Origin of the sequence: Chryseobacterium sp. JUb7 (assembly GCF_024806495.1) — a bacterium.
Taxonomy (GTDB): domain Bacteria; phylum Bacteroidota; class Bacteroidia; order Flavobacteriales; family Weeksellaceae; genus Chryseobacterium.
This window is the reverse complement of sequence record NZ_JANUFF010000005.1, coordinates 121,327-147,352: the sequence shown is the minus strand read 5'-3', so window position 1 is coordinate 147,352 and position 26,026 is coordinate 121,327. Positions and strand designations below refer to the sequence as shown.

General features: G+C 35.4%; 17 protein-coding genes. 13 read left to right on the top strand and 4 right to left on the bottom strand.

What is annotated here, in order from left to right; translation table 11 throughout:
* Positions 1 to 3: 3 nt before the first annotated feature.
* The 3 genes from metH (at position 4) to M2373_RS11460 (ending at position 6,068) form a co-directional block, all read left to right on the top strand.
* Positions 4 to 2,664: a methionine synthase gene (metH, locus tag M2373_RS11470; protein ID WP_259110711.1), complete on the top strand. Its 2,661-nt coding sequence runs from the start codon at positions 4 to 6 to the stop codon at positions 2,662 to 2,664.
* Positions 2,665 to 2,754: 90 nt separating this feature from the next.
* Positions 2,755 to 3,714: a methylenetetrahydrofolate reductase [NAD(P)H] gene (metF, locus tag M2373_RS11465; protein ID WP_259110709.1), complete on the top strand. Its 960-nt coding sequence runs from the start codon at positions 2,755 to 2,757 to the stop codon at positions 3,712 to 3,714.
* 191 nt (positions 3,715 to 3,905) lie between these two features.
* Positions 3,906 to 6,068 carry a hypothetical protein gene (locus tag M2373_RS11460; RefSeq protein ID WP_259110708.1) on the top strand — a complete coding sequence of 721 codons (2,163 nt, stop codon included), beginning with the start codon at positions 3,906 to 3,908 and terminating at the stop codon, positions 6,066 to 6,068.
* A gap of 64 nt (positions 6,069 to 6,132) precedes the next feature.
* On the opposite strand, the gene M2373_RS11455 is transcribed toward M2373_RS11460, so the two are convergent.
* Together M2373_RS11455 and M2373_RS11450 are read right to left on the bottom strand one after the other, a co-directional pair.
* Positions 6,133 to 6,813, bottom strand: coding sequence for a hypothetical protein (locus M2373_RS11455; protein ID WP_259110706.1), 681 nt, complete (start codon positions 6,811 to 6,813; stop codon positions 6,133 to 6,135).
* Positions 6,814 to 6,905: 92 nt separating this feature from the next.
* Entirely contained in the window at positions 6,906 to 8,060 is a 1,155-nt protein-coding gene (locus tag M2373_RS11450) for a hypothetical protein (protein WP_259110705.1), read from the bottom strand.
* A 97-nt stretch (positions 8,061 to 8,157) separates the two neighbouring features.
* Here M2373_RS11450 and folE point away from each other — a divergent pair, with 97 nt between their 5' ends.
* The 7 genes from folE (at position 8,158) to M2373_RS11415 (ending at position 16,981) form a co-directional block, all read left to right on the top strand.
* On the top strand, positions 8,158 to 8,826 hold the full coding sequence (gene folE / locus M2373_RS11445; protein WP_076353379.1) for a GTP cyclohydrolase I FolE: 669 nt from the start codon (positions 8,158 to 8,160) through the stop codon (positions 8,824 to 8,826).
* A gap of 159 nt (positions 8,827 to 8,985) precedes the next feature.
* The gene (gene cysS / locus M2373_RS11440; RefSeq protein WP_259110700.1) at positions 8,986 to 10,452 is read left to right on the top strand and encodes a cysteine--tRNA ligase; all 1,467 of its coding nucleotides are present in this window, start codon (positions 8,986 to 8,988) and stop codon (positions 10,450 to 10,452) included.
* Between the two features lie 200 nt (positions 10,453 to 10,652).
* Positions 10,653 to 11,819 carry a T9SS type A sorting domain-containing protein gene (locus M2373_RS11435; RefSeq protein ID WP_259110698.1) on the top strand — a complete coding sequence of 389 codons (1,167 nt, stop codon included), beginning with the start codon at positions 10,653 to 10,655 and terminating at the stop codon, positions 11,817 to 11,819.
* Positions 11,820 to 11,944: 125 nt separating this feature from the next.
* The gene (locus M2373_RS11430) at positions 11,945 to 14,596 is read left to right on the top strand and encodes a 4-alpha-glucanotransferase (protein WP_259110697.1); all 2,652 of its coding nucleotides are present in this window, start codon (positions 11,945 to 11,947) and stop codon (positions 14,594 to 14,596) included.
* Between the two features lie 139 nt (positions 14,597 to 14,735).
* Entirely contained in the window at positions 14,736 to 15,707 is a 972-nt protein-coding gene (locus M2373_RS11425) for a hypothetical protein (RefSeq protein WP_259110695.1), read from the top strand.
* A 178-nt stretch (positions 15,708 to 15,885) separates the two neighbouring features.
* Entirely contained in the window at positions 15,886 to 16,344 is a 459-nt protein-coding gene (locus tag M2373_RS11420; protein ID WP_259110694.1) for a hypothetical protein, read from the top strand.
* A gap of 127 nt (positions 16,345 to 16,471) precedes the next feature.
* A complete protein-coding gene (locus tag M2373_RS11415) occupies positions 16,472 to 16,981 on the top strand; it encodes a ferritin (protein WP_259110692.1) in 510 nt (169 codons plus the stop codon).
* Between the two features lie 79 nt (positions 16,982 to 17,060).
* Here the strand turns inward: M2373_RS11415 and M2373_RS11410 are convergent, their stop codons facing one another.
* Both M2373_RS11410 and M2373_RS11405 read right to left on the bottom strand, forming a co-directional pair.
* Complete coding sequence (locus tag M2373_RS11410; protein ID WP_310468345.1) at positions 17,061 to 20,039, bottom strand: S8 family serine peptidase; 2,979 nt, start codon at positions 20,037 to 20,039, stop codon at positions 17,061 to 17,063.
* Positions 20,040 to 20,329: 290 nt separating this feature from the next.
* Positions 20,330 to 23,470, bottom strand: a complete 3,141-nt coding sequence (locus M2373_RS11405) for an exodeoxyribonuclease V subunit beta (protein ID WP_259110690.1) — start codon at positions 23,468 to 23,470, stop codon at positions 20,330 to 20,332.
* Between the two features lie 182 nt (positions 23,471 to 23,652).
* On the opposite strand from M2373_RS11405, the gene M2373_RS11400 reads away from it, so the two are divergent.
* From M2373_RS11400 to M2373_RS11390, 3 genes are read left to right on the top strand one after another with little or no spacing between them, the layout of a single operon-like run.
* On the top strand, positions 23,653 to 24,399 hold the full coding sequence (locus M2373_RS11400; protein WP_259110688.1) for a hypothetical protein: 747 nt from the start codon (positions 23,653 to 23,655) through the stop codon (positions 24,397 to 24,399).
* Between the two features lie 8 nt (positions 24,400 to 24,407).
* Positions 24,408 to 25,166 (top strand): carboxypeptidase regulatory-like domain-containing protein, encoded by a 759-nt coding sequence (locus M2373_RS11395; protein ID WP_259110686.1) that lies wholly within the window; start codon positions 24,408 to 24,410, stop codon positions 25,164 to 25,166.
* 60 nt (positions 25,167 to 25,226) lie between these two features.
* Entirely contained in the window at positions 25,227 to 26,000 is a 774-nt protein-coding gene (locus M2373_RS11390; protein ID WP_259110685.1) for a hypothetical protein, read from the top strand.
* Positions 26,001 to 26,026 lie beyond the last annotated feature (26 nt).

The following is a 26,026-nucleotide window of genomic DNA, read 5'->3' as shown; positions in this document are numbered from 1 at the left end:
TTGATGAAATATTTAAGATTATCGGGGCTTGAGCCTTTGATTATTACACCGGAAAGTAATTTTATCAACGTTGGGGAAAGAACCAATGTTGCCGGTTCAAAGAAATTTTTAAGATTAATAAAAGAAGAAAAGTTCGGGGAAGCTCTGGATATTGCACGCCATCAGGTTGAAGGCGGTGCACAGATTCTTGATGTCAATTTCGACGACGGATTGATTGATGGGAAAGCTTCGATGATTAAATTTTTAAATTTAATCGCTTCTGAGCCGGATATTTCCAGAATTCCTTTGATGATCGACTCTTCAAAGTGGGAAATTTTGGAGGCTGGACTTCAGGTTGCCCAAGGAAAATGTGTGGTGAATTCCATCAGCTTAAAAGAAGGTGAAGAAGAATTCATCAAACATGCAAAAGCGATTAAAAGGTACGGAGCTGCGATGATTGTTATGGCGTTTGATGAGGTTGGACAGGCCGATACTTACGAACGAAGAATCGAGATTTCGAAGCGTTCTTATGATCTTTTGGTGAATGAATTAAATTTTCCTGCTGAAGATATTATTTTTGATTTAAATATTTTCCCTGTCGCAACAGGAATGGATGAACACCGAAGAAATGCAATCGATTTTATCGAAGCAACGAGATGGGTTCGCCAGAATCTTCCATATGCTTCTGTGAGCGGTGGAGTTTCCAATGTTTCGTTCTCGTTCCGTGGAAATGATACGGTGAGGGAAGCGATGCACTCGGTTTTCCTGTACCATGCAATTCAGGCGGGGATGAATATGGGAATCGTAAATCCCGCGATGCTGGAGGTTTATGATGAAATTAATAAAGAGCTTCTTGAGCTTGTTGAAGATGTAATTCTTGATAAAAGAGAAGATGCTACAGAGCGACTTCTTGATTATTCCGAAAAGCATAAATCTGTCAAAAAAGAAAAAGTTGAAGAGCTTGAATGGCGTACAAAACCTTTACAGGATAGAATTACTCATTCTTTGGTAAAAGGAATCGACCGTTTCATTGAGGAAGATGTTGAGGAAGCAAGACTGCAGGCTGCAAAACCACTTCATGTGATTGAAATTAACTTAATGACAGGAATGGGCGTTGTAGGAGATTTATTCGGAAGCGGAAAAATGTTCTTGCCTCAGGTTGTAAAATCGGCAAGGGTAATGAAAAAAGCCGTGGCTTATTTACAGCCATTTATCGAAGCGGAAAAAGACGGCTCAAGACCAGCCAATGGGAAGATTTTGATGGCAACGGTAAAAGGTGATGTTCACGATATCGGTAAAAATATTGTAAGCGTTGTACTGGGTTGTAACAACTATGAAATTGTTGACCTTGGTGTAATGGTTCCTGCCGAAAAAATTATTCAGACAGCGATTGCTGAAAAAGTAGACGTAATTGGATTGAGCGGTTTGATTACACCAAGTCTGGATGAAATGGTGTATATCGCACAGGAATTGGAAAGACAAAATCTGGATTTTCCATTGTTAATTGGTGGTGCGACAACTTCAAAAGCGCATACCGCTGTGAAAATAGATTTAAAATATAAAAACGCTGTCGTTCACGTAAATGATGCTTCAAGAGCCGTAAACGTAGTAAGTTCTTTATTGGGAGACAGAAATAAAGAATATGTTGAGGATCTAAAGAATGATTATTCTGATTTCAGAGAGAAATTTTTAAACAGACAGGTCGATAAAAATTATGTTTCCATTGAGGATGCAAGAAAAGATAAGTTTAAAATTGACTGGGAAAATGAAGAAATTTTCACACCGAACAATTTAGGTATTCAGATTTTTGAAAATCAGGATTTGAATGAATTGGTTCCTTTCATCGACTGGTCACCATTTTTCAGAAGCTGGGATCTGCACGGGAAATATCCTGAAATTTTAAAAGATGAGGTTGTGGGAGCTCAGGCAACGGAATTATTTAAAGATGCCCAGGTTATTTTAAAGAAAATTCTGGACGGAAAATTATTAACCGCAAAAGCTATTTTCGGAATTTTTAAAGCAAATTCAACTGAAACGGATGATATTTTAATTTTTGATGAAAATGATCAGGAACAGGTTAAGTTTTTAACATTAAGACAGCAATCTCAGAAGTCGAAAGGAAAAGATTATATCGCATTGAGTGACTTTATCGCGCCTCAAAGTTCCGGAAAAACCGATTATATGGGAGCTTTCTGTGTTACGACGGGTTTCGGAACAGATGAATTGTCTGAAGAATACGAAAAAGCAAATGACGACTACAACGCGATTATGGTAAAAGCCCTAGCAGACCGTTTTGCGGAGGCTTATGCCGAATTTTTACATAAAAAAGTCAGAACTGAGTATTGGGGCTACGCCAATCAGGAAAGCTTAAGTAACGAAGATCTGATTGCCGAAAAATATAAAGGAATTCGTCCTGCACCAGGTTATCCTGCGTGTCCCGATCATTTAGAAAAACATGCGATTTGGGATCTTTTAAAGGTGGAAGAGAAAATCGGAGTTTATCTTACAGAAAGTCTGGCAATGTTTCCAACGGCTGCTGTTTCCGGATATTATTTTGGTAGTCCTCATGCAAAATATTTCGGATTGGGTAAAATCACGGAAGATCAATTGAAAGATTATTCTAAAAGAAAAGGAATTTCTTTACAGGAAGCCAGAAAATGGTTGTCACCGAATTTAGCAGATTAATATAAAAGTTAATGGTTGGCAGTTGTTGGTTGCTGGTTTTACCATCGTGTCCATCAAGTAGCAACTTTCAACACTCAACAAAAATATAAAATGAAGATAACAGATCACATAAAAAACGCAAACGGAAAAACTTTGTTTTCCCTCGAGGTTGTTCCGCCGCAAAAGGGAATCGGGATTGAAGATTTATACAGGAATATTGATCCTTTGATGGAGTTTAAACCACCATTTATCGATGTTACAACTTCCAGAGAGGAGTATATTTATATTGATAAAGGTAACGGTTTGATGGAGCGTCGAATCACAAGAATGCGTCCCGGAACATTGGGGATTTGTGCCGCAATTCAACATAAATATAATGTAGATACCGTTCCGCATCTGCTTTGTGGAGGATTTACCAAAGAAGAAACGGAATATCTTTTGGTCGACTGTATGTATTTGGGAATTGATAATATAATGGCGCTGAGAGGGGATGCAATGAAAGGTCACCAATATTTCGAGCCAACTCAGGGTGGTCATGCAAGTGCAATGGATTTGGTTCATCAGATTAATGATTTAGGAAGAGGGAAATATCTGCATAATGAAGATAAGGAATGTGAAGAACACAACAAATTCTGCATTGGTGTAGCGGGATATCCTGAAAAGCATATGGAAGCACCTTCTATGAACTATGATTTGAAATGGCTGAAACAGAAAGTTGATGCAGGAGCAGATTATATTGTAACTCAAATGTTTTTTGACAATAAAAAATATATAGAATTTGTTACAAAAGCTCGTGAAATGGGAATTACAGTTCCTATTATTCCGGGAATTAAACCTATTGCAACTAAAAAACATTTAAAAATTCTTCCTCAGATTTTTAAAATTGATTTACCGGAAGAATTAATTAATGAAGTGGAAAAAGCAAAAAATAATGAAGCTGTAAAGCAGATAGGAATTGAATGGGCAATCAATCAATGCAGGGAATTGCTTGATTTTAAGGTTCCTGTTTTACATTTTTATTCAATGGGTAAAAGTGATAATATCAAAAAAGTAGCCGGAGAGCTATTCTAATAAAGTAAAAATGATTTGATTTTTAAGCCTTGTTTTTGCAGGGCTTTTTTTATGATTAAAAATTTAAATAATAAAAACAATCTCTTTTTGATGTGGTCATTAATTTTTTTAATTAATCAATAATGTTAAAATTTATTTTTTAACATTATTTCTCAGAAGTAATTATTATTTTCATTAAAAATTCAATTTTTATGAAGAAGACTATATTATTTCTTGGATTTGTTGCATTATATACAAATTCAAATGCCCAAATTGGTATCAATACACCCAATCCACAAACAACTTTAGATGTAGTAGGTAACGGTGCTTCAACAACGGTAAAAGACGGTATTAGAGCTCCTAGAATTACCAAACAGCAATTAGCTGCCAAAGTCGCGGGAACATATTCTGCAAATGAAAGCGGAGCAATGGTTTATATAACAGATATAACGGCTCCCAGTGGTACAACACCTAGTTTGGTGCAGGTCGCAGAAGTAAATGGAACCGGTTACTATTATTTTGACGGAACAATTTGGAAACAGGTAGTAAATTCTACGGGTTTTACAAATATTTATAATTCCAATGGAAGTCTTACGGGAAATAGAAGTGTAACGCAGGGCACAAATACTCTGGCTTTTACAAATGCTGCAACGTCGGGAAACAATCACTTTTCTGTAGATGGGTCTACTTTTTCTATAGATGCATTTAATCATAGATTAGGAATCGGAACAATAACACCAGAGACAAGATTTCATTTGATTTCAGGAACTGCAATCTCTAACAGATATAATATTATTGATGCTGCCAACTCCACTAATCAATACGCGTTCTTAGCATTAAGAAATACTTCTCCTTTGGCTACAGGTAATTATTCCTTATTAGGATTCACCAATAGCGGACCTGCTTCAGGTGGAGCCAATTGGCAGATTGGTTCAGTTCGTACCGGCGCTACTGCCGTGAATGGAACTGAAGAAGACTTTTTTATGGGCAATTCTAACGGAAGTACTTTGGTTGAACGTTTTAGGATTGCATCGACAACGGGAAATGTTGGGATTGGAACTTCAACACCTGCACAAAAATTACATATTGTTTCCGGTGGAACTCCCACAACTCCAGTTCCGGCGATAAGAATTGTTGACGGAAATCAGGCGGCAGGGAAAATTTTAACTTCTGATGCCAATGGAACAGGTAGCTGGCAGGATGCCGGATCGGCTTCTGTAAATATTTATAATTCTAACGGGAGCTTAACGAGTCCAAGAACTGTAACCCAGGCGGGGAATACATTGGCATTCACATCTACTGCGGTCAATGGGTTTTCTGTTGATGGAACCACACTCTCTATTGATGCCGCAAATCACAGATTGGGTATAGGAACGGCGGCTCCGGCCCATAGGCTTCATGTGGTTTCTGATGTGGCAAGTGCAAACAGATATAATTTAATTGATGCGCTAGCTTCAACCAATCAGTATGGAATTATTACCTTAAGAAATACATCGCCTTTAGCAACCGGGAATTTCTCATTGCTTAATTTTACCAATAGCGGACCTACTTCCGGAGGTGGAAACTGGGCAATTGGAAGTATCAGAACAGGAGCAGCCGTAACAACAGGAGCAGAAGAGGATTTTTACTTTGGAAACTCTTTGGGAGGCGGCTTGAATGAGCGTATGAGAATTACTTCAGCTGGAAATGTTGGAATCGGAACCACTACTCCTGCAAGAAGACTCCATGTAAACGCCAATTCAAGCGCTGTAAGATTTGAAAGTCTGGGGACTTTACCAACAAATACTTCTTCTACAGGTTTAGTGATTGATGATAATGGAGATATTTATAAAAATAATACGGTTTCTGTAGAAGGGCAGATTCTTAGATTGGGTTTAAATGCTGTTGCCTATGCTGTGAATACAGAAGTGGGATTGAGATTTAATTTAAATGATACCGCAGGTGAAATGGGAAATGCTCCCAATGCAGCACCGAATTTTATTAATACAATCGTAGGTGCATCCATCACTGCAGCAGTAGCTGCAGTAGCGGGTCAGGGATCACCAGCAAGAACAACAGATCGAATCGTATTGCAGCCTGGAATTTATAAAGTACAGGTAAGACTGGTCGGGAATTTTGGAGGAATAAATTCTGCCAATAATGTTTTTCTAAAAAGTATTGTGAATAATAATGAGTATTCTTTGGTTAACTTTACCAACAGTTCAAATCAGACAACAACTTATTATTTCGATGACTTTATCAATATCACAGGTACTGCACAAACAGTAGACTTTACGATAAGTCCGGGAACAAATACATTTACAACTTCTTCAAGTGCTTCTCCGGGAACCGGTAATTCATACAGAAGTTTAATTTTAATCCAGAGATTGAGATAAGAAAAAATTACAAAAAAGCCGTTTTAACCAAGTTAAAACGGCTTTTTTGTAATTTGTAGTGAATTTATTGATTTAAGAAAGTCACTAGTTTTATAAGATCAGCTTCGTTATTAAATTTTATTTTGTTTGATTTAACAAAACCTTCAATAGCTTCTTTTTTATCTGGAAATTGCTCAGTAAGATCTTTTAAGTTTTTAGCTTTTTTTATAAATCCTTTTTCAGTTTTGATATAATATACAGGATCTAATGTTTTGAAAGATGCAGGTCTGTCAGTGGCATAAGAATTTTGGGCAGGAACAGCATCAATAAATTTAGTTTTAATTTTTTTGTACAATGCATTTTTTCCTCCTACAAGTTCAAAAAAATATCCGCTTAAATCATCTTTTGAATCAAGTCTTACCAATGTTGTTTTTGGTGAAAAAAATTCTATCCTTGAAAACTTTGAATCATTTGGCAATACTAAAGTAGTTCCATCCTTTTGGAATTCTATTTCATCTTTATATGTATTATATCTAGCAGGTGCTTTTTCGTAGTCATCAGCAACTTTAGCTAAACTAAAGTTTTTATTGATATACGGAGAACCGATAATTTCATCATAACTTAAAGATCTTCCAGCGCCTTCTGATTTAATTTTGTAAAAAACCTCTCTTGGCCCTCCATTCATGTTTCCAGTTATAGTATTGGCTTGACCTGATAAAATAGTAAATGTTCCCAGCAATAATGCAATTGATGTAATATTTTTCATTTGTTATTAATATGTTTTTATTAAGTTACCAAAAGTACAAATATTCTTGTACAGATTTTAAAAAAAATCTAATTCGTCTAAGAAAATTACAATTAAAGAATAGGATGTCTTTCAAAAGACTTTTCTCTATCAAACAAATATCGATATGTTGCCAATTTTCTGGTCACTTTTGTATCCAGATTCTCAGCGATTTTTATCATTTTAGGATTAAAATCACCAATCCACTGAAGTTCGGTTTCTTTAAAATCGGTATATTTTCTTAAATGCTGAGTGCCTTCCCAGATCATATATCCTTCAAGCCCTTTCTTTTGCCATTCCGGAACCACTCCAAAAACAAGCCCTACCATTTTTTCATTTTTCTTGGTTTTTTTTACCCACAGAAATTTAAGTTTTTCTAAAAGGCCAAATTTTCCATTCAGATATTTGAACCATTGATTTAAATCAGGAATGTTCATCCACATCGCAACAGGTTTTTCATTTTCATAGACAAACCATGAAATATGTTCATTGATGATGGGCTTCATGGTTTTAAACATTTTTAGAGTTTTTGATTTATCTAAACATTTTCCTTCTCCATGAGCTGCCCAGGCCTTATTATAAATCTCAGTAAAATCTTTTGCAAATTTTTCAAGATTATTTTTTTTCATGGGCCTTGCTGAAATATTCGGATTTTTACTGTGTTTTGCATGCATTACCGTGAAAACTCTTGAAACTTCTGCAAAAATGGGTCTCGAAAAGCAGAGTTGTTCAAAATAGATATTGAAACCGTAATTTTCAAAAAGATCTTTATAATATGGGAAATTATAATTCATACCGTATAAAGGTTCGATAAATCCTTCAATCAAAAGTCCCCAGAATTTATCTCGCTCACCAATATTTATGGGACCGTCCATTGCTTCCATTCCTTTTTGCTGGAGCCAGTTTTTACAGTGGTCAAAAATGAAATTGGCAGTTTCCTGATCATTAATACAGTCAAAAAAACCGAGGCCTCCTGTAGGTTGTTTTTGGGTGTAAAGCTGATTAACAAAAGCGGCTACCTTTCCAACTGTTTCGTTCTGCTTATTTTTAAATAAAAATCTTTTGCATTCTCCGGTTCTGAAGAATTTATTTTTTTCAGGATTAAAAAATTCTTCGATGTCTTTGTCTAAAGGTCTGATATAGTTTTTGTCGTGTTGATAAAGTCTCGCCGGAAACTCTAGAAATTCTTTTTTTTGATTTTCGTTTTGTACTTCTTCAACAGTTATCATAATTTTTATCCAAATGAAATAATTAAGGTGTATTTTAAGCTAAATTGAAATATAACGAATAGATATTATCCGTATTTTTGCTGCAAATTAAATAAAAATGGTTGATTTTACTGATAACGACGATGATATTTTCACAGGAAAAGAACATACGCCTATAAGGAAAGATGCTTTTGATAAATCGCCACAGGAAAAAATAGAAAAAATCACAGAACTTTTTGGTGAAATTATGGAAACGTTGGGCTTGGATATGACCGACGACTCTTTGAAAGATTCTCCAAAACGTGTTGCGAAAATGTATGTGAACGAAATTTTCGGAGGATTGCTTCCTGAAAATAAACCCGGAATTTCTACATTTTCAAACAAATATAAATACCGCCAGATGTTGGTGGAAAAGGATATTACAGTATATTCGTTCTGTGAACATCACTTTTTGCCGATTATCGGAAGAGCGCACGTTGCTTACATTTCGAACGGTGAAGTGATTGGTCTTTCAAAAATCAATAGAATTGTTGATTATTACGCGAAAAGGCCGCAGGTTCAGGAAAGACTGACCATGCAAATTGTGGATGCTCTGAAAGAAGCGTTAGGAACAAAAGATGTTGCTTGTATCATCGATGCAAAACATCTTTGTGTAAATTGCAGAGGAATAAAAGATACAGCAAGTTCAACAATTACAGCTGAATTGAGTGGTATTTTCAGAACCAATCCTATTACAAGACAGGAATTCCTGCATTATGTGGGAAGTCATGCAAAATTGGATTATTAATAATTTAAGTAATGATAAAATTTAAAAAAGTTTCGGATAAGATTTTTGTAGCCACAATTATTTGTTGTTGCTGTAGATGCTGCTGTTAAAGGATTTTATCTTTTGGCAAATTTGAAACTTTAAACTAAACTTAAAATCATTACATCAAAAACAAAAACGATGCAATTAAAAATATACAACTCGCTTGCGGGAGAAAAAGAAATATTTAAACCAATTTTAGACGGAAACGTAGGAATGTACGTTTGTGGACCTACTGTTTACAGTAATGTGCATTTGGGAAATGTGAGAACTTTCCTTTCTTTCGATTTTATTTACAGAAGCTTGACTCATTTGGGGTATAAGGTAAGGTATGTAAGAAATATTACTGATGCTGGTCACCTTACCGATGATGGTGACGTCAATAACGACAGATTTGTAAAGCAAACCCGTCTTGAAAAACTGGAGCCTATGGAAATTGTACAGAAATATACAGTTGATTTTCATAAAGTTTTGGATATGTTCAATTTATTGCCACCGAATATCGAGCCTACTGCAACAGGTCACATCGTAGAGCAGATTGAATTAACGCAAAAATTGATTGAAAAAGGATTCGCTTACGAAAGCAATGGTTCTGTCTATTTCGATGTGCTGGAATATAATAGGAGAGGTTTGAATTATGGTGAACTTTCAAAACGTAATATAGAAGAGCTTTTCGCCAATACACGTGATTTAGACGGTCAGGGTGAAAAGAAAAATCCACAGGATTTTGCACTGTGGAAAAAAGCTTCACCGGCACACATCATGAGATGGAATTCTCCCTGGGGAGAAGGTTTTCCGGGATGGCATCTTGAGTGTACTGCGATGAGTACAAAATATTTGGGAGAAACTTTCGATATTCACGGCGGCGGAATGGATTTGAAATTTCCTCATCACGAGTGCGAAATTGCTCAGGGAAAAGCTTGCAATGGATCGGCACCGGTAAATTACTGGATGCATGCCAATATGCTGACAATGAATACTCAGCGTATGAGTAAATCGACCGGGAATTATATTTTACCAATGCAGTTGGTGACAGGTGAGAATGATTTCTTTGAAAAACCTTTCCATCCGTCAATTGTTCGTTTCTGCTTCCTGCAGGCTCATTACAGAAGTGTCTTGGATATTTCAAATGATGCGATGTTGGCTAGTGAAAAAGGTTTTGTCAGATTAATGGAGGCTGTTAAAGTATTGAACTCTATTGTTCCGAATGATGAAAAACAATCTGGTTTCAATCTTGAAGAATGGAAAAATAAAGCCTATGATGCCTTGACAGATGATTTCAATTCTCCGGTTTTAATCGCTCATTTATTTGAAGCCGTAAAGTATATTTTTGCTTTAAATGACGGTAAAGAAACGATCTCCACAAAAGATTTAGAGGATTTAAAAACGACTTTAAATGCTTTTATTTTTGATGTTTTAGGCTTACAGACAGTTGAGGAAAATAACAATGAAAAACTGGATCAGACATTACAGGTTTTAATTGAACTGAGAAATCAGGCGAGAAAATCTAAAAACTTCGACCTTTCAGACCAAATCCGGGATAAACTTCTGGCAGAAGGTATCGAATTGAAAGACGGAAGAGACGGAACGACCTACGTTTTAAATTAAGGTTAAAAAAATATTCAATAAATAGATAAACTCTCACAATTTGTGAGAGTTTTTTGTTGTAATCCTATCATTCATTAGAAAAAAAAATTTACTGTCAAAGATCAGTTTGAACTTAATCTTAGCCTAAAAAATTTTGTCATTCAATCTATAAATTACGTAACTTAGTCATACTAAAATGATTAAAAATAAAAATTATATATATGAAAAAACATTTATTCCCTTTGTTTTTGCTTTTACTTGGAGCAAATATGAATGCACAACAGGATTTCTTTGCATTGGTAGGAAAAGATACACCGAGTATTACTTTTAATGATTTCCGTGCACTTGATGTGACAAACGGCACTTCGGGTGAGAAAATTTTCACATCTGATTCTTCGGCTAAAGTTTTTTCTCAATCCAGAAACGGCTCTGTTACTGAAGACAAAAATACCTACAACAATTCTCAGGCAGTTACAATGGCAACGCTGGCGTATGATTCTTTCAATAATAATCTGGTATATATGCCGATGTTTTCTTCCAACGTCTATGTTTTGAATGCAAAAACAAAAGAAATTACTTTGGTGGAAAACAATGTGACAAGAGTGACTTCATGTGATATTAATTCTCATATTACGAGAATGGCAACAGGTTACGACGGAAATATTTACGCGATCAATAACGCTGGAACTCAGTTTTTACAGATCAGCAGAAAGGGAAGCCAATACGCTGTTAATGACCTTGGAATCATTAAAGATGATGCTTCCAACGGGAAAAATTCTTTTACTACGATTGAGACAGGATTTGGAGGCGATATGATTGCTGATGCAGAAAATAATTTCTATGTTTTTGCAACTTCAGGAAATGTTTTTAAAGTTTCAACGAAAGAATTGAAAGCAAAATTTGTGGGAAAAATTTCGGGTATTCCTGAAAATTATTCTGTGAACGGTTCTGCAGTAAATTCAAAAGGAAATGTCGTGATTGCAAGTGCAAAAGGGGCTCCTTTGTATGAGGTCGACCTGAAGACGCTGCAGGCAAAACCAATCGGAGGTGAGCAGAATCTGCATATTTATGATTTAGCAAGTAAATATTTCGCGAATGACAAAGCTGTTTCAAATACAATTTTCGCTAATCTGGATATCTATCCGACCCGTGTGGATGAAGGTTTAATCAATGTTCGGGTGAATGATAAATCAGTAAAAGGAAACATCAAAATGAATGTATTTGATTTATCCGGTAAAAATATAATGACCCAGAATTTATCTGTAAAAGGAGGATCTTTGAATCAGCAGGTTTATCTTAAAAATCTGTTGACCGGAGCTTATCTGGTAAATATCACCAATGAATCAGGGAAAATATTATTAAACAAGAAAATTTTAGTTACAGAATAATCTTTAACTTTGTGTATAACTTAGAAACCTTTTCAAATATTTTGAGAAGGTTTTTTTAATGAATATTTGATATTCAATAAGTTTAGTTTTTCGAGATTATAATGTATTTTTATAAAAAAATATAAATGAAGCTATATTTTAATGTTGGTTACAATGCGAAAGTTGGTGAGAAATTATTATTGATTATCAATGAAGAAGGTTCTGTTTCGAAGAGTCATGTGATGTTTTACACAGAGAATGGTTTGTGGAAATGTGAGGTCGACTACTTTTCAAAATCCATTTCTTATCAATATCAGCTGGTAGATGATAAAGGGAATATACAGAGGGAAGAGTTTGTTCTTCACAGCCTTAATTTTCCGCATAACTACAAAGAATTTATCATTTTTGACGAATGGAATAACAAAAATTTTCCTGAAAACTATTTAAATAATAAAATTCTTTACAACAAGCTGAATCAGTTTTCTCCTGAGAAAATTACAGTATTAAAAAAACATACTCATTTATTCCGAATTGAAGCACCGGTTTATAACCCGGATTGGAAACTTGTTTTAATTGGAAATACCGCTTCTTTAGGAAATTGGGATTATGAGAAAGCCATTCATTTATCTCAGACTGATTTCGGAGTTTGGGAAACGTCGGTTGAAATTCCGGAAAATGAATTTATTCAGTATAAATATTGTCTTTATGACCGTAAAGAAAATAAGATAATTGATGTTGAAACAGGTGAAAACAGATTTGCACTTCCTAATGTGTTGAAGGATGTGTTGCACGTAGTTTCTAATCATTATTTTAGATTTAAGCTGTATCAAATGTATCATGATGCAGGAGTTGCCGTTCCGATTTTTTCACTAAGGACAGAAAATGGTTTCGGAGTCGGAGAATTTTCGGATATGAAACAACTGGCAGACTGGAACAAAGAAACAGGTCTTGGAATTATCCAGATTTTGCCAATCAATGATACAACAGCAAATTATACGTGGACAGATTCTTATCCTTATGCGGCTGTTTCCGTTTACGCTCTTCATCCGCAATATATTTCTTTGGAAAATCTTGATTTTAAACTACCGAAAGATTTAGTTGAAGAGTATGAAGCTGAGAAAAAAGAATTAAATTCTTTAGAATTAATTGATTACGAAAAGATGATTTCCTCAAAATGGAAATATCTGAAAGTGATTTTTAATGAGGATAAAGAAAAGATTTATAAAGACAGAAACTTTAAAAAGTTTATTAAAGACAATGAAAGTTGGCTGCTTCCGTATGTTGCGTTCTGTGTTTTGAGAGATAAATACAAAACTCCGAATTTTAATGAATGGAAGACACATAAAAAATATATCGCCGGAAAAATTGCTCCTTTTTTTACTGTAAAAAGTAAGGATTATGATGCGTCCATGCTTCATGCCTGGGTACAGTATCAGCTTCACAAGCAGCTGAAAGAGGCTGTGGATTATACACATAGTTTAGGCGTGTCTGTAAAAGGTGATTTGCCGATCGGGATTTACCGATATTCTGTCGAAGCCTGGACTGAGCCTGAATTATTCGGTATGGATTTTCAGGCCGGAGCACCGCCTGATCAGTTTACAGAATTGGGACAAAACTGGGAGTTTCCGACCTACAACTGGGAAGCAATGAAAGCTGACGATTATAAATGGTGGAAAAACAGATTCAAAGCTCTGGAACAGTATTTTGATGCAATGAGAATTGACCATATCTTAGGTTTTTTCAGAATCTGGAGAATGCCGGTTTCGGCAACACAAGGTATTTTGGGATATTTTTATCCTGCCGTGCCGATCACGCTGGAAGAATTCAACGCGTGGCATATTCCGTTTAATTTTGACAGGTATTGCAAACCATTTATCAATGATGAAATCCTTTGGAAATATTTTGGTGAGAACAGCAGTAAAGCACTGGAATTTATCACGAATAATCAGGACGGAACCTATTCATTTAAAGAAGAATTTAATACTCAACGGAAATTGTCAGATTTCTTTAAGAAAAACCCGAAAGGGACAATTGAAGAACAGCTAATTTCTCTTTGTGCAAACGTATTATTTTTAATTGAAGAAAGAAACGGACAGTTGGTGTATCATCCGAGATTCAATGTTTACAACACAGATTCTTATCAATATTTATCTGAATGGGAAAAGAAATCTATCTATGATCTTTACCACGATTATTTCTTTAAAAGACAGGATTATTTATGGTATGAAAAAGCAATGGAAAAGCTTCCGATGATTCTGAATGCCACCAAAATGCTGATCTGTGGCGAAGATCTTGGAATGGTTCCGGATTGCGTTCCGGTAGTGATGGATGAGCTGGCAATTATCGCTTTAAAAGTTCAGCGTATGCCTTCTGATGATATTCCGTTTTATAACCCGAAAAATGCAAGTTATCTGAATGTAGTGACGGCTTCTTCACACGATAGTTCGACCTTGAGACAATGGTGGAAAGAAGATCCGGCTTTGACGCAGAAGTATTTTAACCAGCAATTGGTTCAATATGGAAAAGCACCTGAAGAATTAGATGAAAATCTTGCTGAAATTATTATGAAGCAGCATCTTTATAATGATTCTATGCTGGCTATTTTCCCTATTCAGGAGTTTCTGGCAACGGATAAATCGCTTGTTAATCCTAAAATGGATAATGAAAGAATCAATAATCCCGCAGTTTTCCCACATTACTGGAGATACAGGATGCATCTGAATCTCGAAGATTTAAAAACAGCATCGGACTTTAACCGGAAGATTGCAAATTGGGTGAAAGATAGTGGTAGATCATAAATTTAACATTTGATTATCAATTACTTAATAATAAATTAAAAGAAGTTTTATCATATGATTTAACTTCTTTTTTTTATTTATATCCAAAAGATAGAATAGAGATATTCTACTATATACTAACCAATTAACGACTATAGAAATGAAAAAAATACTTTTGGGATTTGCTTTGACTTTGACGACTTTGTCGTTTGCTCAGCAATATCCGAATAACGGATGGGGAGATGATGAGTATTACGGAAGTAATGACGGATATTACAGTGATCAGGATGATCAGAATTATTTTCCGGACGATTATTATTACAACTATCCTCAGGATTATTACCCTACAGACTATTATCAGAATTATTATAACGATTACAGAAACAGTATTGTCAATGTAAACTGGAATGTTTTCTTTAATCAGAACAGATTAAGCAGATGGCAGATAGACCAGATTTTAAGATTAAATAATCTGTATGTAAGCTTCTCAAACTGGAACAACTACTACAGATACAATCCGGACAGATGGTATTATGACAGATTCTATGCCCTGGAAAGAATTATGGGACCCAGAGTATTTGTTGTTTTTCAGAATAATTATTACAGAGGAGCAAGCCCCGTAGTTTATTTTCAGAACTACAGAAGAACTTACTATACTCCGAGATACAGACCGATGCCTCGTTACAGAAATGTAAATATTAATATTTACAGAGTCGACAGAGCGAAGTTCCGCAGAAGTGATAATCCTACGTTTAATATCGTAAGAAGTGACAGACCCAATAATGGCTTCAGAGGAGGAGTGAGAGATAACAACAGCGGATTCCGTAATCAGTCTGATAACAGAACGAGAAGTAATAATTCCGGAAGTTTCCGTAATGATAACAACGGAGTAAGAAATAATAACGGAGGATTCAGAGGAAATACTGAAAACAATTCCGGAACCAGAAATAACGGAGGATTCCGAAATTCTGAAGTAAGAAGAGAAGAACCGAGAAGAATTGAAAATAACAGACCTCGGGAAAATAATGGAGGCTTCAGAAATCAAAGAGAAAATGCCGCTCCGAGACAGGAAAATAACAACGGCAGCGAAAGAAGAAATTCCGGTTTTAGAAACGGATTTGCGAATAATTAATTTTCATATATTATATTTAAGTGGTGTGAGGGCAGATTTTTATAATCTGCTCTTTTTATTTAGGGTAATTTAATTATTTGTATTAAAATTTAACATTATTTATGAATATTTTGATTTAACTTATGTTTTAACTAATAATCAAAAAGATGTATAACAATTAATTAAATATTTTTTAAAGATGAAAAAGTTAATTTTAGCAATAGCATTTATTGGAATGGGAAGTTTTGCCATGGCACAAACTACAACTCCAAAGGACAAAGCCGCAAGAAAAGCTGAGTTCCAACAAAAAAGACAACAGAAAGAGCAGGAGCATCTGGCTCAGATGCAAAAAGACCTGAATCTGAACCAAGGGCAGGTAGATAAAATCAAAGCGCTTCATGATAAAAGAAAAGCTGAAATGAAAGCTGACTTTGATAAAAATAAAGATCAAAGACAAGCTAAAATGGAGGAGATGAAAGCAAAGAGAGCGCAAATGGATGCAGATATGAAGCAGATCCTTACTCCTCAGCAATATGATAAATGGCAGGCTGACAGAAAAGTAAAAATGGAGCAGAGAAAAGTAGCAATGAAGGAGAGAGGTATGAAAGGAGGAAAAATGAAGAAGCCAATGAATACGGCAGCTCCTGAAGCAAATTAAGAGCTTGTAATTTCGATTTTTTAATGTTAAGAGGGCGGATGTATTTCCGTCCTTTTTGTATTAATTTTCCTTAAATCTTTTGATTTCGGGGTTTTATTCCATAATTTTGAAGATAAATTTATTACTTATGGTAAGCGAAAAAATTGCAAAATTAATTAACGAACAAATAGCTCACGAACAATACGCTGCACAATATTATCTTTCAATGTCTGCATGGTTTTCAAGTAAAGATCTTGACGGGATTGCTAATTATTTCAGAGTACAGAGCAAAGAAGAATTGATGCATGCTGATAAAATGTTTGATTATCTGAATGATGTAGGAGGAGAAATCATCATCGGTGAAATTGCTAAACCACCTCATCAGTTTGACAGTGCGATTGATATTTTTCAAAAAGCATTGGAGCATGAAAAAACAGTGACGAAAAGTATTTTCAATATTGTAAAAAATGCTAATGAAGAAGGGGATTTTGCAACGACATCTTTCCTTCAGTGGTTCATCAACGAGCAGGTGGAAGAAGAGGCGAGTGCATCTCAATATGTGACTAAAATTAAAATGGTAAGCGATAACCCATCAGCATTATACCTTTTCGATCAGGAATTGGCGCAAAGAGTTTTCGTTGCAGATCCTACAGCGTAAGATATTTTTCAATATAAATTGACAAAACAAAAAAGAGCAGAAATTTCTGCTCTTTTTTTATGGATGTTGATCAATTATTTTAATGTTTTACAATCAGATGTACTGATCTTTTCTCATTATTAGCCAGAATACTTACCACATAAACTCCGTCAATCAATTCAGAAATAGAGAAAGATTTTTTATTAATACCTTTTCTCATTCCTTCACCATTGCTGATCGTTTTAAGAGTTTTGCCGTTATAATCCAATATCTGGATATTCATCTTCGCATCCTGAAGTAAATTCATTTCTAAAGTAGCCACATTGGATGCCGGATTTGGAGATAATTTCAGATCCTGAACAATCATACTCTGAGCCTGAGCCTGTCTGCATTTTTCATCACAGTAAGGCGTTCCGTTTGAATCTTTCTGATTGATTGATACTAAGAAATGACATGCGGTTCCGTAGATTTCATCCGGTTTATCAGAAATAATCTGAGTCGCAGCAAAATCGTAAGTTTCAGGAGCTCCGTTACCATTATTGGCTACAGAAAAGCTTAATGTTACCGGATAATATTCATCAGCTTCCAGACGGATATTTCTTAAAACAACATTGGAAGGGTCTACTACCAATACCTCATGAGTATTATAATTTAAGATATCAATTCCGCTACCCTGCATTCCGGATTCTTTCCATCTGTCCCAGATAACATCACTTAATTTAATAACAGTTCTTCCGATTGATTTGAAAGGGGTATTAGAATCTTTCACCAATTGTAAACGGATATCAAATGGCATCGCATATCCGAAATAATTTCCGAAGTAGAACCCTGAGAATTTAGAGAATGTTCCGCTTAAATTCACCAATCTTGCATTTCTTGTTACAATATTGTTATTGTTTACCACATTAGGTTCAAGAGGGGCGTTTGGTCCTGGATTTTCATTAAACATAGGGTCATTGGCAGAAGTAATTCTTCCTAAGAAACAGATTACGTTGTCTGAATGTCCGCCATAGATCGCAGGATCTACCGGAGTCCATTTAGCATCAATAATATATTCCTGTCCGGGTGCGATAGGAGGTATTTTAAATCCTTGTGCTGTTGCGTATGAATTTGAAGGATTGAATCCTGTGTAAGGCGTAGTAAGCTCTCCACCTGCGGAATATCCGTTGATCAGTCTTGTTCCGTTCCATGACTCTGGCCATGTTTCTCCTGTAGATCCCATGGTCCAGTATAATTTAGCGAAACTTGGTGCTGAAGTGGCGCATCCAAGATTACGCACTCTGAATCTCATAACGTTATGACCAGGTCCTGCATATCCAGGGTTTTCATGAGTAATATTCAGGTTGTCATTGGTTAATCTGTTCCAGATATCAGGACTTTGATAAATATTTGCCCATGTATTTGCTGAAGGGTTTGGCTCTAATCCAATATCTGCAGCACTGTCAAGAGCTGCTAAGCCAGACATAGATTTTGCTCTTTGCACTGCTGCATAAGCATTTACCAGTCCGTAACCCATTTGATTATGCCATGTTCCGTTTGTTCTTCCGGAAGTAGATGCATAAGTATAAAGGTCAGTTCTTACTTTTTGAGCAGTTTGTTCTATGATATCTCTTACCTGCTGACCTGTCAAACAAGGATTGGCAGATAAAATCAATGCTGCAACCCCTGCCACAACCGGGCAAGCTGATGAGGTACCGTTAAAAGTCTGAGTATAGTTGGAAGGATCATACCCATTGCTTCCCTGTCTGTCTGTGGTAGCCATTTTTACACCCGGTGCCATGATGTCCAGCTGAGTTCCATAGCAGCTTCCCCAACCTTCTCCATCGCAAGAAGATGGGCTTTTTCTTTCTCCGCAAGGGCTTAAAGCTCCTACGACAAGAATTCTCGGATCCCAGCCTCCCGGGTATCTGATATTGGTATTATTTTCATTTCCGGCAGCAAATACAACCACCATACCTTTACCAGCTCTACCATTGACAAGGGCATTTGTAATTGCATTTTCAATGATTGCAGAAGGGGCATAACCTCCCCAGGAATTACTGATGACATCCACTCCGTTAGTAGTAGCCCAGTTGAAACCGTTGGCAAGCTGTTGAGGAGTATCTGCAAAAGTAAGATTAATACTGATTGAGATTAACCGGGTATTAGGAGCTACACCACTTACCCCAATATTGTTGTTTTGTACAGCTCCGGTAATTCCTGCGCACGCAGTACCGTGATCTCCTCTTACAACAGAAGGTGAGGTATTGGTCTGTGCATCGTATCCTGTTCCGAATACATTTGCTGCTAAATCAGGATGATTCATTTCAAATCCATGATCGAAAATTGCAGTTTTTACATTGGCGCCTGTAGATAGAGTCCATGCCTGCTCAGCTTTGATATCAATTCCCGCATATGCAGCTCCGTATTGTCCTGTATTTTTTAATGACCATTGGTTTGGAAAATAAGGATCTGCTGTAGCCTCAAGGTTGTGATACATAAATTCAGGCTCTGCGATTTCAAATTTTCCTGTTTCAAAGAATAAGTTGGCCATATCCATAGCACTAGCTCGTGTAGAGCTTTTAGTAACGGCAACGGTAAACCATAATGGCATATATTCGTTATAGCCTAATACAGTTACATTATTTTTAGCAGCAAGATCCTGTAAAAGTTTGATATCATTTTTAGATTTAAGTTTAACATAAAAATTGTTAGACATCCCCATTTTCTGACCTTCAGCGCTTATAAAGCAAGGCGATGCGATCAATATATCCGAATTGGTATTTTTTTCCGCGATGTTAGCTGCGTATTTTTCTTCTGTAGTAGCTTCAGATTCTATTTCAACATAAAATGTTTTATTATTTTCTAAAGATTTTCTGTCAGCAGCAACCAGTGAGTTTTTGGTGAAATTCTCAACAATGGGTGTTTTTGTTTTAAATGCTTTCGAAATACCCGCCGTACTCGATGAGATGGCTATTGAGGATTTGTCTGCCTGAAGAAAATATTTCTTTCCTTGATAGTAATAGAAATATTTGGATTGTGCACTTATGCCCAGTATCATAAAGAGCGATAAGATGAGGGTAAAAATTTTAATTTTCATAATGATTTGTTATTCAGTGGTTAATATTTTTAAAAGTGAATCATTAAAATATAACCTAAGGCGGATGAAAATGTTTTTTTGGCATAATTCATGTATTTAATGTTAATAGAAAGCTATTCTTAAAATATTTACATTCAATGTCTTAAGTAGCTTTTATTAAAGTTATAGGAAAATCATTATCTGTGACCAGTTAGATTAATTAACTGATCGCAGATAATGATTAAATGGTGAAATTAATGAGGTAAGTGTGAATTATACCTTAAGAAATAGTGAGAACTATTTAAAACTCATTATAAGTAAATAAGCTGTGTTTTTAAGACCTTTCTTCCAAGCGATTCCAGGATTCTTTTATAGTTTTCGATCTGTTTTTCGTTCTCCGAAGTTTCTTCTCCTGTTTTGAAATCAACAATGATATAGCCTTCCGGACCTTTCAAAATACGGTCTGGTCTGTAGACTCTGCTTTCGCCATTTTCTGAAATCATGATGTCTTTTTCGTTGATCACGTGCCATTTTTCATCAAAAAATTCCGCATGAGTGTTTACAATTTCTTTCAGAGTCTTCTCAATTTCGTTTTTTTCCGCCATAATGATCTGTCCTTCGAGTACATAACTTTCCAGAACTTTTGGAATATCTCTTTTTGTGTTGATTTTGGATAAAAGTTCGTGCACAAAAAGACCGATTCTTACTTTTTCATTACGGACCTGATAGTTTTTTGACGGCGTTGCTATTTTTATTGAAGTACTGCTTTCATTCACATTTTTAAGGATGCGGATATCTTTAGTTTTAAAAGATGAGGTTTTGTGTTTAGAATACTTTTTCAGCATTTCCGGATTTACATCGTACAAATCAAATTCGTCCAGATTTTCCGGATTTTTAGTATTAAGAAAATCAAGCAGTTCAAGATTATTTGAAGTCTTATTAGCTTTCTGAATATAGAAAAATAACTGCTCCACAGGTCTTGTGGTAGCTACATATTGAAGACATAATCTGTCGATTAAATTTTTGTAGGAATTTTGCTTGTTAAAGATCTCAATTTCCTGATCATAAACCTCCAGATTCTTATTAAACTGATTGATATTTACGGACTTCAAAGCAGCATCACTGCTTGTCTCAAACCAGTTTGTAAATTCGCTGTCCCGGTTTTTATTCATCATTGGGATAAATACAATCGGAAATTCCAGACCTTTGGCTTTATGAATCGTCATGATTTGGATTGCATCAATATTCTCCGATGCCTGAATCGTATATTTAGAGGCTTCCTCATCCCAGTATTTTAAAAACTCCTTTGTACTTGCTCCGGCATTCTGAGTGAAATTAAACAGCATTTCTAGGAAGTTCAGAAGGAAATCTGTTTCCTTTTCTTCAAAAGAAAATTCATTGATATAATATTCTACAAAGTTGTACAGATTAAACCTCGGGAAGTTTTCCTTCTTGAGCTGTAAAGAATAGGTCTTCTGAATAAACTGTAAAATTTCTTCATGAGATTCAATCTCCAGAATTTCTTTCATTTCCAATGTAAAATCTGCCATCTTTATTCTTCCCAGTTGGTTCAGATAATACATCATCATGATGAGGTTAGGCTTATTTTTAGGATTGGTTTCCCATTTTAGAAATTCTATGACAGCCTTCAGTGTATTGGATAGTTCAAGCGTCAGTCCCTTGTCTGATATGGTTTTAACATTCGTTTCTTCACCATTGTATTTCACTTTCAGGTTTCCCAGTTTTTGAGAATAACTGAAGATATCAAAATTTCCTCTGCATAAAATTGTAATATCCGAAAACTTAAAACCATGATCCAGACTCTCCTGAATATCTTTTCGCATCTTCTCGGAAGTGTCGTTATAGAAATCATCATTTGTTAAATTTTCAATGAGGTTGACTTTCACGCGACCCTCTTTTGAAGATCTGGGATTCTGCTCTGCATCACTTCCGAAAATAGAAGCGTGCTCATCCAGTAAGCCTCTGGAATGATATTGATAAAGCTCATTGTTGAAATTAACAATATTTTTTGCACTTCTCCAGTTATCTTTTAAGACAAGAAGTTCTGCATCCCGCGGTGAGAATTCTTTCTTATTGATAATGTCAAGCATGATCTTGCTCTCTCCGCCACGAAAGCGGTAGATACTCTGTTTGGGATCTCCAACCAATGTAAACGAAGTATTTTCCGTTGAAACCGAATGATCTCTTAACGGTACAAAGTTCTGCCACTGAAGTTCCGAAGTATCCTGAAACTCATCGAAAAAATAATGCTGAAACTGAGATCCTACTTTTTCATAAATAAAAGCAGAAGGCTCATTTCTAAGATTTTCATTAATCAGTATATTGAATTTTGATAACAAAACAAGATCATTTTCTTCCTCAATCTTATGCAGTTCGTCCTGAATATCTTTATTGACTTTCAATGGAAGAAGAGCTGATAAAATTTTCTCTTTTTTCTGAGTCTCTATATATAAAAGAATCAGCTGCATCCTGTTGTCAAGCAGTTGTTCTAAAATTTCAAATATCTCAGGTTCTTTATTTTTTGATTTTGCAGAGGACCCTTTCCTATAATTATTAACCACAGATTCTTCCTGGGTAGTTGGAAATGGAAATCCTGCTCTTTTTTGATTATAAAAGTCTGAAACTTTTGTAAAGAAGCCTCCGATTCCATTTTTCCCCTGCGCAAAATCTTCAATTTCTATATTTCTGGATTTGAAAAGGTCAATCGATTTTGTAGCAAGCTCCAGAGCCTGCTTTTTATTCGTGATGATTTCTTTTCGGAGCGCATTCTTTATATTTTCATAATTGGTATTATCAAAATCTTTATTGTCTTTAAGATGCTCATAGTGGATGTCTTTTACAAATTCTTTCGCAGAATCATAAAGACTTTTGTTAAGATTGATTCTTTCGTTGTTTTCCAGACTGTAATCTACATAATCCATGAAAGAATTGGAGATAACATCATTTTCTCCGATCTGATCAAGCATTTTATCCACTGCTTCTATTAAAAACGGTTCTGCTTCAATTTCCAGATTGAAATTTTTGGCCAGACCGAGCTCATAAGAAAAGCTTCTTACCAGCCTTGAGTTGAAACGGTCAATCGTTCCGATGTTCAGGGTTGAATAGTTGTGGAGAACATAATCCAGAAGTTTCTTGGATCGGTAATGAAGCTCATCAATTGTGATTTTCAGTCCTTCCTGTTCAAATGCTTTCTGAATATTTTTTAAATCTCCGTTTTCAATATAAGTGTCTGCAGCAAAGTTCCCCAGCCACGATAAAATTCTTTCCTTCATTTCGTTGGCTGCTTTATTGGTAAAAGTCAATGCCAAAATATTCCTTATCGAATGCTGTTGATGAGGATAGCGAAGACAGATCATCAAAAGTCGCTGAACCAGGGCGTAAGTTTTCCCTGAGCCTGCAGAAGCGTTGATTACTGTATAAGAATTTTGCATTTTTACGAAGAATTGAGAGTGCAAGTTAGCTAAAATTTAAGTGAAATTTTAACAATTTGCGTTCGCTATTTAACAGTTTTGAAAATCAAAACTCTAAAATAAATCCTAAAACACGTTAACTGTGGTTAAACTTATATAATAATCTAAAAATAATGATAGTTTTGCCTCATAAAAAACTATTCGTGAAAATTAAACTACTCTTTATTTTATTGACGCTATTTTTTATCAATATCAACGCTCAGGAATATATTTTTGGGAAGGTGATATCTGAAGAAAATTTTGAGATGCAGGACGTTACTGTTATTAATATCAGAACAAGTGAACGGGTCTCTTCGAACAAAGACGGACATTTCATGATATCAGGAAAAATGGGGGATGAGTTGAGATTTGTTAAAACAGGATATGAGCGTTTCAATAAAAAAGTAACCAATGAAAATATAAGCTCACCAATTAATATCACCCTTACCCGAGCCATTATACAAATTCCTGAGATCGAAATTTCTAAAGGACTTACCGGAGATTTGAAAATCGATTCGAAAACGCTTAACAGGCCTAAAAAAGTGGAACGGCTGATTAAAGAAATTGATCAGTATATGGTGAAGAAATCCGATCCACGAGTTTTAGCGGCACGGGCAGGAGAATTTGTACAGCCTAAAGGACAAGGTTTTTCAGTCGGTAAAATAAAAAACAAATGGGATGATGTTGACTTTATGACTTACCTTATCAGTGCGCTGGGAGAGCAGTATTTTACAGATTTAAAAATAGATAAGCCGAATATTCAGCATTTTATTTATTATGTTTTTGCCGGAGGTTTTGAAAGAAAAAATATTTTAAAATATGGATTTTGCAATGATGCAGATCTCAATAGATTTCAGAGAGCTGTTTTGACCAGAATTTCTTCTTACCGCGCTCCATATACTCAAAAATAAATTCTGAAATGGTAAAGGGTAGATTGGGATTTGTTTTACTTTTTTTGTGTGGGATTGTTTTCTCTCAAGAAATGGTCACCGGAAAAATTACAGATCAGGATAATGCAGAACTCGGATTTGTTATTGTTATCAATATGTCAACCGATCAGAAAACATATAGTAATTCTGTGGGAGAGTTTTCAATCTCGGCATCTCAGAATGATGAGCTTAGGTTTGTGAAAAAGGGCTATGAAAGGAACTCGGCAAGAGTTTTGATATACGGGATAAATTCTAAGATATTGATCAGGATGATAAAAACTCCGGAAGAAATTGAAGAAGTAAAGGTTGCCAGAAAAGATGATGCTACCCGGCGTTCTAAAGGAGAACAGGTGAGAGATGCAGTAGGACTCCCGCAACCCAAAGGAAAGATGAGAGAGAAACCGGCCGAAGTGAAACAGGTTTTACTTCCCATTCTTTTAGGACAGTTGAATGTACAGGGAGTGTATGACCTGATAAGCGGAAAAGCAAGACGTCAAAAAAGAGCTTACCGGTATGATGATCTGCAGGAGCATATTTTATGGGTAAGAAGCAGGGTAGATGATGATTATTTTACAGAATTGGGGATTCCTGCTGAAAGAATTTCTGAGTTTATAGAATTTTCTTTTTCTGAAAACCCTCATATCAGAACGTATGTAAGATCAAAAAATGTATCGGGAGTTTTGTTCAGAATGGAAGAAGTGGTTCCGATCTATCTTGAGCGTTTAAAAACAAGAAAAAAAGATGATTAGATAAGCAAAATTAATAACCAACTCAAAAAACATAAAACACACAAATGAAACACACAACAAATGATGAAAAGGATATTTTTACTGATCTCTTTATTTATTATAGAGAGCATCTGTGCCCAGCGGATACTTCATGGGAGGATTACAGGTGAAAGCGGGGGAGTTATAGACGCTGTTCAGGTTATCAATATATCAAATGGTCAAAAAACATATACCAATTCTGTAGGTGATTTCTCAATTGAAGTCTCAGATCATGATGTTATCAGATTTATAAAATCTTACTACGAAAGAGCTGAGATAAAAGTGGCTTCCCAGACCAATGATCTTTCTGTATTAATGATCAGAATTCCTGAAGAGATTGAAGAAATCAAGCTTCTGAAACTTACAGGAGATCTTTCTAAAGATTCCAAAACTTTGACCAAAAAAGATAAAGTAGAAATTCTTCAAAAAGCAATAGGCCTTCCAAGACCCCCGGAGATTATGAGAGAAAAAGCTCCCGATTTTAAAGATGCCTTTGCAGTCGGTTTTCCTCCTACTATAATAGCAGATATGGATGCCTTGTACAAAGTGCTAAGCGGAGATGCAAGAAGAATGAAAAGTCAGTACAAATTTGATGACAGGGAAAGACATATAAAATGGCTACGGGACAGAATAGATCCCAACTATTTTACAGGTCTTGATATTCCTAAGGAAAGAATTAATGAGTTTCTGGAGTTTTCATTTACAGAAGATCCTAGAATTTTACAAAACATAAAGAAAAAAAATATCAATGGAGCTATTTTTTATATTGATAAAACTCTTCCTAAATTTATTAAAAGGATAAAATCTCTGAGATAATAGATTAAAGATAAAAGAAAGAACAC

Excerpts from the sequence above, each read along its gene's own strand:
- M2373_RS11425 (WP_259110695.1), top strand. The coding sequence starts at position 14,736 with ATGAAAAAAATACTTTTGGGATTTGCTTTGACTTTGACGACTTTGTCG.
- folE (WP_076353379.1), top strand. The coding sequence starts at position 8,158 with ATGGTTGATTTTACTGATAACGACGATGATATTTTCACAGGAAAAGAA.
- M2373_RS11405 (WP_259110690.1), bottom strand. The coding sequence starts at position 23,470 with ATGCAAAATTCTTATACAGTAATCAACGCTTCTGCAGGCTCAGGGAAA.
- M2373_RS11415 (WP_259110692.1), top strand. The coding sequence starts at position 16,472 with ATGGTAAGCGAAAAAATTGCAAAATTAATTAACGAACAAATAGCTCAC.
- M2373_RS11410 (WP_310468345.1), bottom strand. The coding sequence starts at position 20,039 with ATGAAAATTAAAATTTTTACCCTCATCTTATCGCTCTTTATGATACTG.
- M2373_RS11435 (WP_259110698.1), top strand. The coding sequence starts at position 10,653 with ATGAAAAAACATTTATTCCCTTTGTTTTTGCTTTTACTTGGAGCAAAT.
- metH (WP_259110711.1), top strand. The coding sequence starts at position 4 with ATGAAATATTTAAGATTATCGGGGCTTGAGCCTTTGATTATTACACCG.
- M2373_RS11420 (WP_259110694.1), top strand. The coding sequence starts at position 15,886 with ATGAAAAAGTTAATTTTAGCAATAGCATTTATTGGAATGGGAAGTTTT.
- M2373_RS11430 (WP_259110697.1), top strand. The coding sequence starts at position 11,945 with ATGAAGCTATATTTTAATGTTGGTTACAATGCGAAAGTTGGTGAGAAA.
- metF (WP_259110709.1), top strand. The coding sequence starts at position 2,755 with ATGAAGATAACAGATCACATAAAAAACGCAAACGGAAAAACTTTGTTT.
- cysS (WP_259110700.1), top strand. The coding sequence starts at position 8,986 with ATGCAATTAAAAATATACAACTCGCTTGCGGGAGAAAAAGAAATATTT.
- M2373_RS11395 (WP_259110686.1), top strand. The coding sequence starts at position 24,408 with ATGGTAAAGGGTAGATTGGGATTTGTTTTACTTTTTTTGTGTGGGATT.
- M2373_RS11460 (WP_259110708.1), top strand. The coding sequence starts at position 3,906 with ATGAAGAAGACTATATTATTTCTTGGATTTGTTGCATTATATACAAAT.
- M2373_RS11450 (WP_259110705.1), bottom strand. The coding sequence starts at position 8,060 with ATGATAACTGTTGAAGAAGTACAAAACGAAAATCAAAAAAAAGAATTT.
- M2373_RS11455 (WP_259110706.1), bottom strand. The coding sequence starts at position 6,813 with ATGAAAAATATTACATCAATTGCATTATTGCTGGGAACATTTACTATT.
- M2373_RS11390 (WP_259110685.1), top strand. The coding sequence starts at position 25,227 with ATGATGAAAAGGATATTTTTACTGATCTCTTTATTTATTATAGAGAGC.